We start from the raw sequence: 16962 nt of genomic DNA on the forward strand, positions 1-16962 counted from the left end.
ATTGAAATTATGAACCAAGAAATAAGAAACTTAGAACCTAAACAAGTATGGAATAAGTTTGCTGATTTAAATGCAGTGCCTCGTCCTTCTAAAAAAGAAGAACGCGTAATTGCCTTTATGGTAGACTTTGGAAAATCATTAGGATTAGAGACAATCCAAGATGAAGTAGGAAACGTAATTATAAAAAAACCAGCCACGGCGGGCATGGAGAACAGAAAGACTATTGTGATGCAGTCACACTTGGATATGGTTCACCAAAAAAATAACGATACAAATTTTGATTTCGATACACAGGGAATCGAAATGTATGTGGAAGATGGATGGGTACGCGCGAAAGGAACAACTTTAGGAGCAGATAACGGACTAGGAGTAGCGACGATTATGGCTATCCTAGAAAGTGATTCGATTCCACACCCTGCTATTGAAGCGCTCTTTACCATTGATGAAGAAACGGGAATGACAGGTGCAAAAGGATTAAAAGGAGGCTTACTTGAAGGTGAAATTCTCTTAAACTTAGATACGGAAGAGGACGATGAAATTGATATTGGATGTGCTGGAGGAATTGACGTAACGGCTTCAGCTGAATATGACGAAGAAGATACGCCAGAAAATTCAGTGGGATACCGCATTACAATTAAAGGATTAAACGGAGGACATTCGGGAATGGACATTCACAAAGGATTAGGGAATGCCAATAAAATTATGAACCGTTTGTTGTTTGATTCTTTTGATAATTTTGGCTTACAAATTGCAACCATCAAAGGAGGAAGTTTGCGCAATGCAATTCCACGTGAGAGTGTAGCAACGGTTATTATTGCAGAAATGTACGATGAGGCTTTTGTGTATGATATGACGCAAATTGTAGAAGATATCAAGGCTGAATTACATACGGTTGATCCCGAATTTGAAGTTATTTTTGATAAATTGGACGAGGCAGAAACGCCGAAAAAAGTGATGCCATCGATGGCACAGTATTTCTTTGTGCGTTCGATGTATACCGCTCATAATGGGGTATTCCGCATGAGTCCTGATTTTGACGATTTAGTAGAAGCATCTAACAATATCGCCAAAGTAGAAGTAGGAAACGGACAATTAACTGTAAAATGTTTAACGCGTTCTTCGGTTGAATCTTCTAAAATGGATGTGGCGAACGGGTTGCGTGCAGCATTCGAGCTTATGGGGTGTGAAGTGGAATTCTCTGGATCATATCCAGGATGGAGTCCAAATCCAAATTCGGAAATCCTAGATGTTTTGGTTGATATTTACGACAAACAACACGGAGAAAAGCCGAACGTAGTGGCTTGTCACGCCGGATTGGAATGTGGAATCTTAGGAACGCATTACCCAGAAATGGATATGATTTCTTTTGGTCCAACCATCAAAGGAGCACACTCTCCTGCAGAGCGTGCAAATATTGAATCCCTTCAGAAATTCTGGAACTTTGTGTTAGAAATTTTGAAACAAATCCCAGTAAAAAACTAGGACGTACCATACAGTGAAACTAAAAAAAGCATCAAACGAAAGTTTGGTGCTTTTTTTTATAAAATTAAGTTAAAGTGATTAATGAATTTTACTTACATTTATCTCCTAAATTCACCGATGGAATGAACCGACTAACACAACCTTTTATGCGCAAATGGACTGGTTTTCTCTTTGCACTTCTTCTTTTAAGTCTGGCTTTCATTAGCTGTGAGACCGAAAAGACTACGTATCGCTATACAATAGAAAATCAAAGCGGTGTGGATGTGGTACTCAAATCCTATTTGATGAAAAAGGATGGAAGTATCTTTTTTATACGGTATAAAACCTTAGCTCAAGGAGAAAAATGGGAAAATGTCAATGTAGAAAAAGGCCCTGTTCCTAGCTATGATTACAGGGAAATGCTCAGTACTGGAACGAATACGATTAACACCTTAGATATTATTTATGCCAACCAGAAAAAACAACAGTATCAGCATCAAAGTTATGAGAGTGTGACCAATCAACTATGCAAGAATGACTATGGTGAGATTGTTCCCTGTGATCAACGAAATTTATTGAATACCTTCCTGTATCGCAATAAAGAAGAACACTATACGATAACCAAAGAGGACTATGAGCAGGCCCAAGACTGTGCAGGTGATTGCGATTAATACAGGATTTAAGATGAAAATAAAAACAGCAAAAACACTTTTTTTCGCTTTGGGATTGGCTTGTCTAGGGAGTAGTTGCGAAGACGACTACACCCTACAGGAATATACCATAGAGAATCAAAGCGGCGTACCTATTACGTTTAAGCTATATACCCAGATGAAGCGCACGGATCAAAGCATACAAAATATTCGCTATATCTCGTTTGCGCCTGGCGAACAACGAACAGTATCTGTTGATGCTCCCGAGTATTCCTTTGCGGATTTTTTTGATAATATCAGCAGAGAGGATTATAGGGATATGGCATTCAATACTTTAGAGGTGATTTACAACGAGGAAAAAAGTACAACTTGGATTGAAACCTATCAAAATGACAAAGGAGAGTGCAAGACCATCTTTGAAGAAAAAACCAGTTGTAATGATCGCAATTTGTTGAACAGGAGCTTCTATAACCGCAGAAAGGAACACTTTGTTTTTACAAAAGCAGATTATGAAGCAGCAACGCCTTTACAAGAATCTACAACCTTTTTTATCCGATGAAATGACCATTAAAAAGCTTCATTTATCAGAAGAAGTTGTTTATATCAAGCCAATATGACCAAGCTTTAAATTCGCTAGAGACAGGATGTATACTCTTAAATATTTTAAGGAAATTTTAATTTTTAAGCAAGGTGAATTGTAAATTGCTTTTTGTACATTAGTTGCTTTAAGAAATAAAACTCAAAAACAGTATGAAAAAATCAATCTTAGCACTAGCTCTTGTTAGTTTAGTGGCTATTTCATGTGGAGATAAAAAATCAACCGATACTACGACACCTGAACAAGGCGTAGAACAGACAACAGAAACGCCTCAACAAAAAGAGTTGACGTATGCGATTGAGTGGACTGCGTTCAAAACACCTGCAAAAGTAGGCGTAAAAGGGACTTTTGATCAAGTAAAATTATCGGAAGTAAATCAAGAAGCAGCGACATTAGCAGAAGGATTGAAAGGTGCACAGTTTTCAATTGTTACAAGTTCAGCTAGTACAGGAGATCCAGCACGTGATGAAACGTTGCGTTTAAACTTCTTTAGTAAATTAGTTGGAAACATCAACGGTTTCTTTGGTGAGTTCAAAGAGGGTAAAGTTTTAGTGAACCTAACATTAAATGGGATTACTAAAGAAAAAGAGTTTACCTATGAAGAAACAGAAGCAGGTGTGAAATTAAATGGTGCGATTGATATTCTAGCGGATTTCACAGCAAAAGATGCGTTCAATGCTTTACACGAAGCTTGTAATGCCTTACATGAAGGAAAAACATGGTCGGATGTAGAGATTGCGGTTGAAATTAAAAAATAAAACCAATAAAAGATACGAAATCAAGAGGAATATGTGGATATATTCCTCTTTTTTTTTACCTTTGCATTCCAATTAAATTATCGCTTTTCAAGATATGATAGATCGATTACAAATTATAAAACAGCGTTTTGACGAAATCTCGGATTTGATTATTCAACCCGATGTGATTGCGGATCAAAAACGATATGTTCAGTTAAACAAAGAATATAAAGATTTAAAGCAGTTAGTTGAAAAACGTGCTGAATACTTAAATCTTACAGGAAATATAGCAGAAGCCAATGAAATCTTAGCAGACGGAAGTGATGCTGAAATGGTGGATATGGCTAAAATGCAACTAGAAGAGGCGAAAGATCGCTTACCTGAACTAGAAGAGGAAATTAAATTTCTTTTAATTCCGAAAGATCCGGAAGACGCTAAAAACGTAATGGTTGAAGTACGCGCAGGAACAGGTGGAGACGAGGCGAGTATCTTTGCTGGAGATTTGTTCAGAATGTACACGAAGTATTGCGAGTCTAGAGGCTGGAGAACTTCTATTGTGGATGTGAACGAAGGAACTTCTGGAGGATACAAAGAGATTATTTTTGAAGTTAGTGGAGAAGATGTATACGGAACGTTGAAATTTGAAGCAGGGGTGCACCGTGTACAACGTGTGCCTCAAACGGAAACACAAGGTCGTGTGCATACATCAGCTGCAACCGTAATGGTTTTGCCAGAAGCGGAAGAATTTGACGTACACATTGATATGAATGATGTTCGTATTGACTTATTCTGTTCATCAGGACCTGGAGGGCAGTCCGTAAATACAACTAAATCAGCGGTGCGTATGACGCATATTCCTACAGGATTAGTGGCGCAGTGTCAGGATGAAAAATCACAGCACAAAAATAAAGACAAAGCATTGTCTGTATTGCGTTCTCGTTTATACGAAATGGAGTTGGCGAAGAAACAAGAAGAAGATGCGAAGAAGCGTAACTCTCAAGTAAGTAGTGGTGACCGTTCAGCTAAAATTAGAACGTATAACTACCCGCAAGGACGTGTTACAGATCACCGTATTGGATTGACGTTATACGATTTGGATGGGGTGATGAATGGCGGTATTCAGAAAATTGTCGAGGAATTACAATTAGTAAGTAATACGGAAAAATTAAAAGAAAGCGACGTTTATTAATAAACGCAATCATACCAAAGAAACCACACTTTTTAGTGTGGTTTTTTTTAAAAGTACTAAAGCATGACAACACAACAGTTACTGGAGCAAATTCAACAGAAGAAATCGTTTTTATGTGTCGGTTTAGATGTTGATTTACAGAAAATCCCTTCTTTTTTACTCGAGGAAGAAGACCCAATTTTTAGCTTTAATAAAGCAATTATTGATGCCACGCATGATTTGGCTGTTGCTTATAAACCCAATATTGCTTTTTTTGAGGCCTATGGATTAAAAGGATGGGAATCTCTAAAAAAGACCATCGCCTATATCAAAGAAAACTACCCTGAACTCTATACGATTGCCGATGCAAAACGTGGAGATATTGGCAATACCGCTTCCATGTATGCGAAAGCTTTTTTTGAGGATATGGCCTTTGACAGCGTGACCGTCGCTCCTTATATGGGAAAAGACTCTGTTGAGCCTTTCTTAGCTTTTGAAAATAAGCACACCATTTTATTAGCCTTGACCTCGAATGAAGGTGCTTTCGATTTTCAGACGCAACTGATTGATGGAGAACCGCTGTATAAAAAGGTGATTCAAACTTCACAAGGGTATAAAAATGCAGAGAACTTGATGTATGTAGTGGGGGCAACAAAAGTAGAATATTTCAAAGATATTCGCGAAGTAGCACCTAGGAGTTTCTTATTAGTTCCCGGTGTTGGCGCACAAGGTGGAAGTTTACAAGAGGTTTGTCAATATGGTCTAGCTGAAAATGTAGGCTTGTTAATCAACTCTTCTCGTGGAATTATATATGCTTCCAATCAAGTAGATTTTGCTGAAAAAGCAAGAGTAGAAGCAAAGAAAATGCAGCAGGAAATGGAGGCTATTTTAAACGATAGACTATGTTAGTAGTAAAAGATCAGTTGGGGCGTGAGCACCATTTTGAACAATCGCCTACGCGCATTGTGTCTCTAGTACCTGCCGTTACGGAAACATTATTTGATTTAGGATTAGAGGATCAGCTTGTGGGTATTACTTCCGCTTGTATGCATCCGTATCACTTGCGCGTAACGAAAGAAACGCTAGGAGAGCCTCAAGCAATAGATGTAGAACAACTTAAACTGTTACTCCCCGATATTATTATAGCGTGTCCACGGGAGAATTCACTCGAAACGATAGAGCGTTTACGCGCGGTTAGTTCAGTATGGCTGGTGGATGTTCGCACGATGGATCACAACATTCAGTTGATTGAGCTGTTTGGTCAATTGTTTAACAAGCGTACAGAGGCGCGTAAATGGATCGATAAAATTCAATTTGGACAAAGAGACCTGATGGACTTTGTTAGCGATAAACCAAGCTTTAAAGTGGCTTATTTTGTTGGTAAAGATCCTTTTGTCGTAGCAGGTGAAGGTACGTTTATTCAAGAATTACTTGCATTAAATAAGTTTGAGAATGTATACGCAACTCGTATAGAGCCGTATCCTGAAGTAGAAATTCGCAAAATTCGCATACAAGGCGATCCGGAATTAGTGTTCCTTCCAACCTTGCCGTATGCCTTTCAAGAAGAAGATGCCTTCGAAATAGGGCGTTTTACTCATCATGGTAAAACCATTTTTGTCGAAGGAGAGATGTTCAGCTGGTACGGAACTCGCGTTTGTAAGGCTTTTGATTATTTTAAGCAGATACACAATCGATTATAGCATAAGAAAACCCACCCCTAACGGTGGGTTTTTTGTTTGTCTCAATGAGATTTGTAGGGAAGAAGGGTGAAATTACAATTAGCGAGTAAAAGAAGCGGTAAATAAATACTAAAAAAACGAATTTTCATGACAATTGAGTATGGAAAAACGCTATAAAATCTGTATATTAGCACGTTTAATAATGACAATTTAAATTTAATATACTTATGTCTGAAGGAGAAAAGTTGATTCCTATTAACATTGAGGAACAGATGAAATCAGCCTACATTGATTACTCAATGTCTGTGATTGTATCTCGAGCGCTTCCTGATGTTAGAGATGGCTTAAAACCTGTGCATCGTAGAGTGTTATTTGGTATGTATGAGTTAGGCGTGATGTCTAATAGAGCACATAAAAAGTCGGCCAGAATTGTTGGAGAAGTATTGGGTAAATACCACCCACACGGAGATAGTTCGGTTTATGACGCAATGGTACGTATGGCTCAAGATTGGAGTATGCGTTATTTACTTGTAGATGGACAAGGTAACTTTGGATCTGTAGATGGAGATAGCCCAGCAGCAATGCGTTATACAGAGGCTAGAATGAAGAAGATATCGGAAGAGATTCTTGCTGATATCGATAAAGAAACCGTCGACTTCCAATTAAACTTTGACGATACCTTAGAAGAGCCCAAAGTAATGCCGACGCGTATTCCTACCTTATTGGTCAATGGTGCTTCAGGTATTGCAGTTGGTATGGCTACCAATATGGCTCCGCATAATCTTTCAGAAGTTATTGACGGAACATTGGCTTATATCGATAACAACGACATCGAAATCGATGAATTGATGAATCACATCAAAGCACCTGATTTCCCTACTGGAGGAGTTATTTATGGCTATGAAGGAGTAAGAGAAGCTTTTAAAACGGGACGTGGACGTGTAGTTATGCGTGCCAAAGCCAATTTTGAAGAAGTGGATGGTAGAGAGTGCATCGTGGTAACGGAGATTCCGTTTCAGGTGAACAAAGCCGAAATGATTAAGAAAACGGCTGAAGCAGTAAACGACAAGAAAATTGAAGGTATTGCCACGATTCGCGATGAATCCGATCGAAAGGGAATGCGTATTGTTTACGTTTTAAAACGCGATGCAATTCCTAATATTGTATTAAATACGCTCTATAAATATACCCAGTTGCAGTCGTCATTCAGTGTAAATAATATTGCATTGGTTGATGGACGTCCGCAAACGTTAAATTTAAAAGAGTTAATCTATCACTTCGTTGAGCATAGACATGATGTAGTAGTTAGACGTACGCAATTTGAATTGAGAAAAGCCGAAGAGCGTGCACACATCTTAGAAGGATTAATTATTGCGTCAGATAATATTGACGAGGTAATTGCCTTAATTCGATCGTCAAGCAATGCAGATGAAGCGAGAGCGAAGTTAATTGAGCGTTTCTCTTTATCTGAAATCCAAGCACGTGCAATCGTAGAAATGCGCTTACGTCAGTTAACTGGACTAGAGCAAGATAAACTTCGTGCGGAGTATGAGGAGATTATGAAATTAATTAATCATTTAAGAGAGTTATTGGCAAGTAAAGAAATGCGAATGAACTTGATTAAGGAAGAATTAATTGAAGTAAAAGATAAATTCGGTGATGAGCGCCGCTCGGTTATTGAATATGCAGGAGGAGATGTAAGTATTACCGATTTGATTGCAGATGAGCAAGTCGTTATTACTATTTCACATGCGGGGTATATCAAGCGTACACCACTTTCAGAATACAAAACACAAAATAGAGGAGGAGTAGGACAAAAATCGGCGGGAACAAGAGATCAAGATTTCTTGGAGCATATGTATGTGGCTACGAATCACCAGTATATGTTGTTCTTCACTCAGAAAGGAAAATGTTTCTGGATGAGAGTATATGAAATTCCTGAAGGAACGAAAGTAAGTAAAGGTCGTGCGATTCAAAACTTGATTAATATTGAGAATGACGATAAAGTGAAAGCGTTTATTTGTACGCAAGATTTGAAAGATGAGGAGTACATCAACAATCACTATGTAATTATGGCGACCAAGCAAGGTCAAGTGAAGAAAACACCATTAGAACAATATTCCCGTCCAAGACAAAATGGAATTAACGCCATTACGATTAAGGAGGATGATGAATTACTAGAAGCAAAATTGACGGATGGTAAGAGTAAGGTATTAATTGCTGTAAAATCTGGAAAACTTGTTCGTTTTGATGAAGAGAAAACACGTCCAATGGGAAGAACAGCCTCGGGAGTTCGCGGAATTACCTTAGCCGATGACAAAGATGAAGTAATCGGAATGGTATCGGTAAGTGATTTGAATAGCGAAATTTTGGTTGTATCTGAAAATGGGTACGGAAAACGTTCTGCTTTAGAAGAATACAGAGAAACCAATCGTGGAGGTAAGGGTGTGAAAACGATGAATATCAGTGATAAAACTGGTTTATTAGTTTCCATTAACGTAGTTACTGACGCGGATGATTTGATGATTATTAATAAATCAGGATTAACAATCCGCATGCGTATCTCAGACCTTCGCGTAATGGGACGTGCTACACAAGGGGTGCGTTTAATTAATATCAAAGGAAACGATTCGATTGCGGCGGTTTGTAAAGTGATGAAAGAAGATGACGAAGATGATCAAGACCAAGAATTTGTAGAAATTGACGGAACTGTATTAGATGTTGCGGAGGATTTTGACAATCAAGTTGAGGACGAGGACCAAGAATTAGACCAGGACCAAGAGTAAAATAATAAAACCACACGTTATGAATAAAAAATATGTTTATTTAGCAGCAGCCCTTATGATTTCTGGGCTTACGATGGCTCAAAAGAAAGAGCTAAAAGATGCTGAAAAAGCGGTAAAAAAAGGAAATGTAGCGGAAGCTACAACAGCTTTAAAAGCAGTAGAAGGTGTTTTAGACCAAGCGACGAATGATCAAAAAGTGCAGTATTACTATTTGAAATCAAACTTAGCGTACCAACAAATTGAAAAAGATCAAAATTTTGACGCCAATGTTGATCAAATGGTGGCTAGCTATAAAGCCATTGAATCAATTGATAAAAACAGTAAATTAGCTAAGCAAGCCAATGAAGAATTGGGACTTGTTGCTTCTAAAGTAATCAATAAAGCCATTGAAGATAATAACTCTTCAAATTATATTGGTGCAACAAAGAAGTTTAAGCAAGCATTTGATATCAACCCAAAAGATACTATTTATCTTTACTATGCTGCTTCTACAGCTATTAGTTCAAAAGATTACCCAACAGCAACGGCTTACTACAAGCAATTGATTGACTTGGGATACAAAGGAAATGAGTCTTACTATACGGCAGTTGAAAAAGCAACAGGCGAGGTTCAAAACTTTGGTCAAGATTCTAAAATGAGAGATGTATTAGTGAAACAAGGGACACATACAGATCCTAAATTAGTAAAAGAAGAATCAAAACGCCCAGAGATTGTAAAGAACTTAGCGTTAATTTACTACCAAGAAGGACAATACGATCAAGCAGAAAAAGCGATTGTTGAGGCTAGAAAAGCAAATCCTGATGATACAAACTTGATGTTAACACAAATGGATTTGTATTTGAAGTCAAACAATATGGGTAAATATGAAGAAATTGCCAAAGAGGCATTGACTAAAAACCCAAATGATGATTTATTGTTATACAACCTAGGGGTTACAAGCTACCAAGCAGGTAAAATTGATGAAGCTAGAAAATATTACCAAAAGGCGATTCAAATCAATCCTAAAAATGAAAATGCTTATTTAAATATGGCTTTCATCAAGTTACAACCAGATGAGGAATTGACGAATAAGATGAACAGCTTAGGAATGTCTGCTGCTGATAACAAGAAATACGAGCAACTTCAAAAGGAGAAAAAAGCAATGTATGCTGATGCGATGAATGATTTAGAGAAAGTACTTTCAATCAACAAAAATAACGAAGAAGCTATTCAGACACTAAAAAACATTTACCGTGCATTAGAAATGAACGATAAATTAAAAGCACTAGAGGCTAAGTAAGAATCAAAATAGAATAGAAAAAGGGGGATATAAAGCTAGCTTTATGTCCCCCTTTTTGTTTTTATATATTGTTTTTATTTTGATTTACTTTATTTCTGTATTCTTAGTTTTACCTCCTTGTTTTTACATATTACTAGTTTTATTTACTTTTTAGTGAATAATAATGTAATTTATCTATGAATTGAGATTTAAAACTAAAGTTACTTCACGATTTCGGCATCAATTATATGCATGCCTACTTCTTTTTACATCCTATTTTCTTTTTTTTATTAAAAAACAGAAATTTTTGACTGATAAAAATTAATATTTCTTTTGGAACTTTATTCTACTCAATTTGCGATCGTTTTGATTTCAGTAGTCAGCTATTTTTCACACCTTCTAGTATATCGAAATATTACATCTTATTACTTTACGTTTTGCGAATTTTTAAGCATTATCATACATTATCTTAAATGTTGTAATTTCTTAAATAAAATACTTTTTACACACAATAATTAAATAAAACATACCTTATTAGCAATAATTTTATTGTATGTGTAATAAATATTTAATCATTGTAACTTTATAAAGGTATAATAGTTACGTGTTATATAACAAAAAAGTATAAATTATGATAAGAAAAGTAATTCCTCTATTAGTACTTATTTTAAGTAGTTCAGCTATGGCACAAGTAGGTATTGGTACGAAAAAACCAGCTAGTGCTGCTCAATTAGACATTGTAGCGGACAAAAAAGGAGTTTTAATTCCCCGAGTTAAACTTGAACAGTTAACACAATATGCACCTATAGTAGGTGAAGAAGTGGAAAGTTTACTGGTATATCATACAGGTGAAAACAATATCAAAGCAGGATTTTACTATTGGAGAGACCAAACTTGGGTTGCTCTGCTTTCTGGAGATGCGGTAATTGATCGTATGAATAATACCTTCACTATTGGCCCCAATCCAACCAAAAATGGGGAGGAATCCTTAATTATTACTGATACTGAAAATCATAGCGTTTATCTATCTCTTGTAGCTATCGCAACTAATAGTACGTTTATAACCAATTTAGTAGAGAACCAAGAGTTCATTACCAAGTTGGGAGATAATGTCGATTTCATCAACCACATCACCAACAACAATGAGTTTATTGAAAATATTATCAATGAATTAAAAGGCAAGTATGGAAATGTGCAGTATAATGCAGTTACAAATAAATTCTTTTACTACGATGAGCAAGGCAATGAACATGAAATAGATTGGTCTTCATTAAATACGGTAAACGTAAGCTTTACTTTAGTAAATGATCATTTGGTGGTAACAGATTCCAACAACAATAGCGTTTCCTTAGCGGTAGAAGAAATCGCGAAGAACAGTACGTTTGTTACCAATTTGGTAGAAAACCAAGAGTTTATTACCAAGTTAGGAGACAATATTGATTTTGTAAATCACATTACCAACAACAATGAGTTCATTGAAAACATCATCAATAAGTTAGAAAAGAAGTACGGAAATGTAAACTATGATGCCGTAAACAATACCTTCTTTTACTACGACGAACATGGTGATAAACAGGAGATTGATTGGTCTGCATTAAATACAGTAAACGTAAGCTTTACTTTAGTAAATGATCATTTGGTAGTAACAGATTCCAACAACAATAGTGTTTCCTTAGCGGTAGAAGAAATCGCGAAGAACAGTACGTTTGTTACCAATTTAGTAGAGAACCAAGAGTTTATTACCAAGTTAGGAGACAATATTGATTTTGTAAATCACATTACCAACAACAATGAGTTCATTGAAAACATCATCAATAAGTTAGAAAAAAAGTACGGAAATGTAAACTATGATGCCGTAAACAATACCTTCTTTTACTACGACGAACATGGTGATAAACAGGAGATTGATTGGTCTGCATTAAATACGGTAAACGTAAGCTTTACTTTAGTAAATGATCATTTGGTGGTAACAGATTCCAACAACAATAGCGTTTCCTTAGCGGTAGAAGAAATCGCGAAGAACAGTACGTTTGTTACCAATTTGGTAGACAACCAAGAGTTTATTACCAAGTTAGGAGACAATATTGATTTTGTAAATCACATTACCAACAACAATGAGTTCATTGAAAACATCATCAATAAGTTAGAAAAGAAGTACGGAAATGTAAACTATGATGCCGTAAACAATACCTTCTTTTACTACGATGAACACGGTGATAAACAGGAGATTGATTGGGCAGCATTAAATACGGTAAACGTAAGCTTTACTTTAGTAAATGATCATTTGGTAGTAACAGATTCCAACAACAATAGCGTTTCCTTAGCGGTAGAAGAAATCGCTAAAAACAGTACGTTTGTTACCAATTTGGTAGACAACCAAGAGTTTATTACCAAGTTAGGAGACAATATTGATTTTGTAAATCACATTACCAACAACAATGAATTTATTGAAAACATTATCAATGAATTAAAAGGAACCTACGGAAATGTGGGATATAACTCAACTAACAATAGTTTCTTCTACTATGATGAGGACAAGAATATTGTACCAATCAGCTGGGATGCTTTGGGTAATACCAAGATTAAGCACTTTGTAGTAAGTGCGGATTTCTTAACGATTACTGATACAGAGGATAATACGTTTGCAGTGTCTATTGATGATTTAGGAAGAATCATTGCACAGAATGACGTATTTGTAACTGAATTAGTAGACAATCAAACATTTATAACCGAGTTAGGAGATAGTAATGAGTTTAAAACCTTAATTAAAACTAATTCAGCTCAATCTAGCTTAAAAATAACAGATTCAACGCTTAATGAGAATGAAGTAAAAGGAGGATTTGTATTCAATAATGGTATAGACATCCAAGACATCAAATTTGCAGAAACCTTAACGGCAATGGAAAAAGGAGCCAATCAAACCACAGGAATGATTGAATACTATTTCGTTGATGAGACAATGGAGCGAGATGATGTGGTTGTGACCATCACTCAAGATGTGATTACTGATTTTGATAAAATCATCCAAGATACTAGGGTAATAAATTTATTAAAACAATTTATTTCAACTGCTACAGGAGATGTTTCAGTTGTACGTGATGACAATGGAGATATTGTTATTACGACTGCTGATGATGTCTTTAATTTGACTGCTGAAATTAAGAGTAAAGAAACAAAAACAACTTTAACTCCTCAGAAATACGGTATGTATGTGTATCTAGACGAAGTAAATGGAGAATATCTAGAAGTACATGAAGAAGTAGAGCGACCAGGAGAAACCTATTTACGCACCTATGAAGCAACGAAGTATGTTTATAAAAACGAGGCGAGTGAAGATGTGGAGATTAAGGGAAGTGAATTATTTGGTTCAACAGGTGCTAATAGTTTAGAAACGATTACGTCATTAACACTGGAAGATAATTATGCAGGTATAGGAAAGGCTTTGGTATTCCAAGATGAAGAAAAGTCAAAAAACCCAATTTATATCAAGGACATATTTGAAGAATCAGAAACATTAACTAAGCTAGAAGCAAAACTCGATACACGAGAATTGGTTTATACTGATGAAAAAGAAAATGCAACAATCATCTCTTTAGATGATCTTGTTCAAGAGCCTTGGTACACAGGTAATGGTATCCAAGCGACTAAAAATGATCAAGATATATACACTATGGGTTGGGTTGGAATTGGCTATACGACTAAGTCTAGTGCACCGAATGAACGTTTACGTGTAAATGGTAGTATTACGGCAACGAATAGTTACTATGCAGATTATGTGTTTGAGAATTATTTTGATGGATTTTCTTCTTTGAAGTACGACTATACGTTTAAAGACCTATCTAGTGTTGATAGTTATATCAAAATAAATAGACACTTACCTGGAATTACCCCAATTAGCGAATTAGAAAAAACAGCTACGGGTTATTCCTTTAATGTATCTGAGTTATCGATTCAATTATTGGAAAAAACAGAGGAACTCTTTTTACACGTGATTGAGCAGAAAAAAGAGTTAGATCAAAAAACAGATGAAATTCAAGTATTGAAAACTGAAGTTCAAGATTTAACGAAGCGATTAGAAGCACTTGAAGCGCTTTTAAAATAGGAAATTGTATAAGTCAAAATTAGTATTGATGAAAAAAAATAAGTTGAAATTTATTCAATATATCGCCTGGATGATGGTGACTGTGTTCTTTACGATAGTCACTACTTTCGGACAAAATAATCCTCATACAACGAAGATTAAAGATGGTTCGGTAGCCAATAGTACTATCACGGCGGCGCCTGCAACTTTACTAGAATTAGAGAGTTCTACAAAAGGATTTCTTCTTCCACGTATGACTACGGCACAGCGTAATGCAATTAGTATTACGGATATAGAACGAGGAAATGGTTTAGTCATTTACAATACAGATACGGATTGTATTAATTACTATAGTAGAGAAGGAAACCGTTGGTTGAGTTTATGTGGGACTTTACCTCCAGCTATTGCAGATTTAACGGATTGTAGTAGAATTGTACTAAGCGCTTCAGGGAATGATTATTTAGAACAGGGGAAATTCTTAAAAGAAACTGATATTCTCTATGTCCAATTAAATGTTCAAGAATCTGGTTCTTATCATATTACCGCTACTCCAAGTCCGGAGAATGGCTACTCTTTTAGTAAGAGTGGAAGTTTTAATGCTCCAGGGGTATACACGATTGCCCTAGAGGGGCTAGGTACTCCTCTTACAGGAAATGAAATACAAGGAGATTTACTTAGCTTTTCGATTAATGGAAAAGTAAGTACCGTTTGTACAAACGCTCGCATAAAAGTAAAACCTTCTAATTTAGATTTTACTATTGATGAGCCACAAAACCTGACAGCGGCTTGGGATGCTTATATTGGAGTTCCTTTAAATGCGAATGACAATAAGGTAGAATTAGATGTAAATGTAACAAGAACGGGGTTCTGGAGGGTACAATCGAATACGACTAATGGAATGTCTTTTAGTGGTTCAGGTGAGTTTACTTCGGAAGGAGCTCAAAAAATAGAAGTAGTAGGGCAGGGAACTCCAGGTGTTTCTACACCTATTTCAAGTCCTAATGTTTTTACGTTTACAACAAATTCAATTAACCATACGAATCCAACAAATGCAAAAGTTATGGTTCACGTAAAACCAGTAGCTTTTGAATTGGTATGTGATGATGCGAATAGCCCCATAGAAATTAGAGGAGGATATCAAGAAGATACACAATTATCTCAGGCGAATTCTATTTTAATTCCTGTGAAAGTTTTAGCACCAGGGACAACGTCAATCGAATTAAGGGGACATTTTGTGGTCGGAAATACCACTACACCAGTTAGTTTTAAAGCTAACAATGTCAATCTGTCCTTCCATCCAAATCGAAATAACATTCAATTTGTCACCCTGTATCCAGAAGAGGTGCTCATTCCAAAAGGAACAACGGCAATTAAGTTTACAAATCTAACGCCAGGAACATCAGCTATTTGTGCAACATTCCCAGAAATTACGGTAGAAGTACAACCGATTCGTTACACTATCTTATGTAGTACAGTAAAAGTAAATGGATCTTATACAGTGGATACTAATTTAGGAGCGAATCACTATATCGAATTAAAAGTAAATGTAGATTATCCAGGTCCTTATACGATAAGTACCAATGAAGTAAATGGCGTAAGCTTTAGTGCAACGGGTACCTTCAGTGGACAAGGACAACAAACGATTCGCTTAACTCCAACAGGAAGATACACCGATGGAGGGAATCTTGCCTATACTATTACAACAAATAGTCAAGCAGGTACAACAACTTGTTCCACTATGATTGATGTGCGCTTTAGGGATATTATAGTCTTGCGTTTAGGTTCAAATAACTACGGACCTTCAACATCGAATACGTATGCTGGTGGTGCTATTTTAAATAGTAGAGTGAATTTTGGGTCCACAGGAAAAGTTAAAGTTAATAACATTCGAATTCTAAACACATCAGTACAAGGTGAAAAACTACGCAATTATATTGCTTCGAATAAAGTAGATATTATTGTCAATGTGATTGGGTATAATGCTACTGAAGCAACCAATCAAGTATTGTTAGATTTTGTTCGCAATCAAAAAGGAGTTCTAATTATTGGGGATGAGAATAGAGTGCATTCTACAACGAAGAGTTTTATAGAACAACTGACATCAAGCAGCGGAATTTCACACAGTAGCAGGTATACCATGGTAAATCCAGTGTTAAGTAGTGCAAATAATGATCCAATTATCAATGGCCCTTTTGGAAACCTAAGTGGAAAATACCTCGGTAACGATGCCACAAATGGATGGTATTATAGCAATTTACCTACTAGTTTGGTTCCTTTAGTGAGTAAAAATGGAGATCCTTCTTTAATTTGGGGATTAAAACACAGAGAGTTAGGTTTTGCATTCTTTGGTGATGGTGGATGGTTTGTAGGAACCTCTACAAGTACACATACCACTATTTGGCCTTCAAAATATTTAGCGGATGGAACACCAATCGCCAAACCTTACTATCAAGGAAACTTAGTGTACAACAGTGTGCTTTACGCGAATGTAATGGCTTGGGCTATTGAGTATGTGAAAGAAAATAGACCAACGAATTAATTGAG

At 36.3% G+C, this 16962-nt stretch carries 11 protein-coding genes; all 11 read left to right on the forward strand.

The window, feature by feature from the left end; translation table 11 throughout:
- Nucleotides 1-9: 9 nt before the first annotated feature.
- The 11 genes from ACLJX0_RS06480 (at nucleotide 10) to ACLJX0_RS06530 (ending at nucleotide 16957) form a co-directional block, all read left to right on the forward strand.
- Entirely contained in the window at nucleotides 10-1482 is a 1473-nt protein-coding gene (locus tag ACLJX0_RS06480; protein WP_410879309.1) for an aminoacyl-histidine dipeptidase, read from the forward strand.
- A gap of 74 nt (nucleotides 1483-1556) precedes the next feature.
- Complete coding sequence (locus ACLJX0_RS06485) at nucleotides 1557-2132, forward strand: hypothetical protein (protein WP_410879310.1); 576 nt, start codon at nucleotides 1557-1559, stop codon at nucleotides 2130-2132.
- The gene (locus ACLJX0_RS06490; RefSeq protein ID WP_410879311.1) at nucleotides 2095-2670 is read left to right on the forward strand and encodes a hypothetical protein; all 576 of its coding nucleotides are present in this window, start codon (nucleotides 2095-2097) and stop codon (nucleotides 2668-2670) included. The genes ACLJX0_RS06485 and ACLJX0_RS06490 overlap by 38 nt, the downstream gene beginning before the upstream one ends.
- Nucleotides 2671-2861: 191 nt before the next feature.
- Complete coding sequence (locus ACLJX0_RS06495; protein WP_410879312.1) at nucleotides 2862-3467, forward strand: YceI family protein; 606 nt, start codon at nucleotides 2862-2864, stop codon at nucleotides 3465-3467.
- 94 nt (nucleotides 3468-3561) lie between these two features.
- Nucleotides 3562-4635, forward strand: a complete 1074-nt coding sequence (prfA, locus tag ACLJX0_RS06500; RefSeq protein ID WP_410879313.1) for a peptide chain release factor 1 — start codon at nucleotides 3562-3564, stop codon at nucleotides 4633-4635.
- Between the two features lie 63 nt (nucleotides 4636-4698).
- On the forward strand, nucleotides 4699-5523 hold the full coding sequence (gene pyrF, locus ACLJX0_RS06505; protein WP_410879314.1) for an orotidine-5'-phosphate decarboxylase: 825 nt from the start codon (nucleotides 4699-4701) through the stop codon (nucleotides 5521-5523).
- On the forward strand, nucleotides 5517-6314 hold the full coding sequence (locus ACLJX0_RS06510) for an ABC transporter substrate-binding protein (RefSeq protein WP_410879315.1): 798 nt from the start codon (nucleotides 5517-5519) through the stop codon (nucleotides 6312-6314). The genes pyrF and ACLJX0_RS06510 overlap by 7 nt, the downstream gene beginning before the upstream one ends.
- 206 nt (nucleotides 6315-6520) lie before the next feature.
- Nucleotides 6521-9079, forward strand: a complete 2559-nt coding sequence (gene gyrA, locus ACLJX0_RS06515; RefSeq protein ID WP_410879316.1) for a DNA gyrase subunit A — start codon at nucleotides 6521-6523, stop codon at nucleotides 9077-9079.
- Between the two features lie 19 nt (nucleotides 9080-9098).
- Nucleotides 9099-10358, forward strand: coding sequence for a tetratricopeptide repeat protein (locus ACLJX0_RS06520; RefSeq protein WP_410879317.1), 1260 nt, complete (start codon nucleotides 9099-9101; stop codon nucleotides 10356-10358).
- A 610-nt stretch (nucleotides 10359-10968) separates the two neighbouring features.
- A complete protein-coding gene (locus tag ACLJX0_RS06525) occupies nucleotides 10969-14439 on the forward strand; it encodes a hypothetical protein (protein ID WP_410879318.1) in 3471 nt (1156 codons plus the stop codon).
- A gap of 28 nt (nucleotides 14440-14467) precedes the next feature.
- Entirely contained in the window at nucleotides 14468-16957 is a 2490-nt protein-coding gene (locus tag ACLJX0_RS06530; RefSeq protein ID WP_410879319.1) for a hypothetical protein, read from the forward strand.
- Nucleotides 16958-16962 lie beyond the last annotated feature (5 nt).

The organism is Myroides sp. DW712 (assembly GCF_046557355.1).
GTDB lineage: Bacteria > Bacteroidota > Bacteroidia > Flavobacteriales > Flavobacteriaceae > Flavobacterium.

Bases quoted from the DNA above. Each gene is read 5' to 3' on its own strand.
- ACLJX0_RS06510 (WP_410879315.1), top strand. From the start codon at position 5,517: ATGTTAGTAGTAAAAGATCAGTTGGGGCGTGAGCACCATTTTGAACAA.
- ACLJX0_RS06530 (WP_410879319.1), top strand. From the start codon at position 14,468: ATGAAAAAAAATAAGTTGAAATTTATTCAATATATCGCCTGGATGATG.
- gyrA (WP_410879316.1), top strand. From the start codon at position 6,521: ATGTCTGAAGGAGAAAAGTTGATTCCTATTAACATTGAGGAACAGATG.
- ACLJX0_RS06480 (WP_410879309.1), top strand. From the start codon at position 10: ATGAACCAAGAAATAAGAAACTTAGAACCTAAACAAGTATGGAATAAG.
- ACLJX0_RS06525 (WP_410879318.1), top strand. From the start codon at position 10,969: ATGATAAGAAAAGTAATTCCTCTATTAGTACTTATTTTAAGTAGTTCA.
- ACLJX0_RS06495 (WP_410879312.1), top strand. From the start codon at position 2,862: ATGAAAAAATCAATCTTAGCACTAGCTCTTGTTAGTTTAGTGGCTATT.
- pyrF (WP_410879314.1), top strand. From the start codon at position 4,699: ATGACAACACAACAGTTACTGGAGCAAATTCAACAGAAGAAATCGTTT.
- ACLJX0_RS06490 (WP_410879311.1), top strand. From the start codon at position 2,095: ATGAGCAGGCCCAAGACTGTGCAGGTGATTGCGATTAATACAGGATTT.
- ACLJX0_RS06520 (WP_410879317.1), top strand. From the start codon at position 9,099: ATGAATAAAAAATATGTTTATTTAGCAGCAGCCCTTATGATTTCTGGG.
- prfA (WP_410879313.1), top strand. From the start codon at position 3,562: ATGATAGATCGATTACAAATTATAAAACAGCGTTTTGACGAAATCTCG.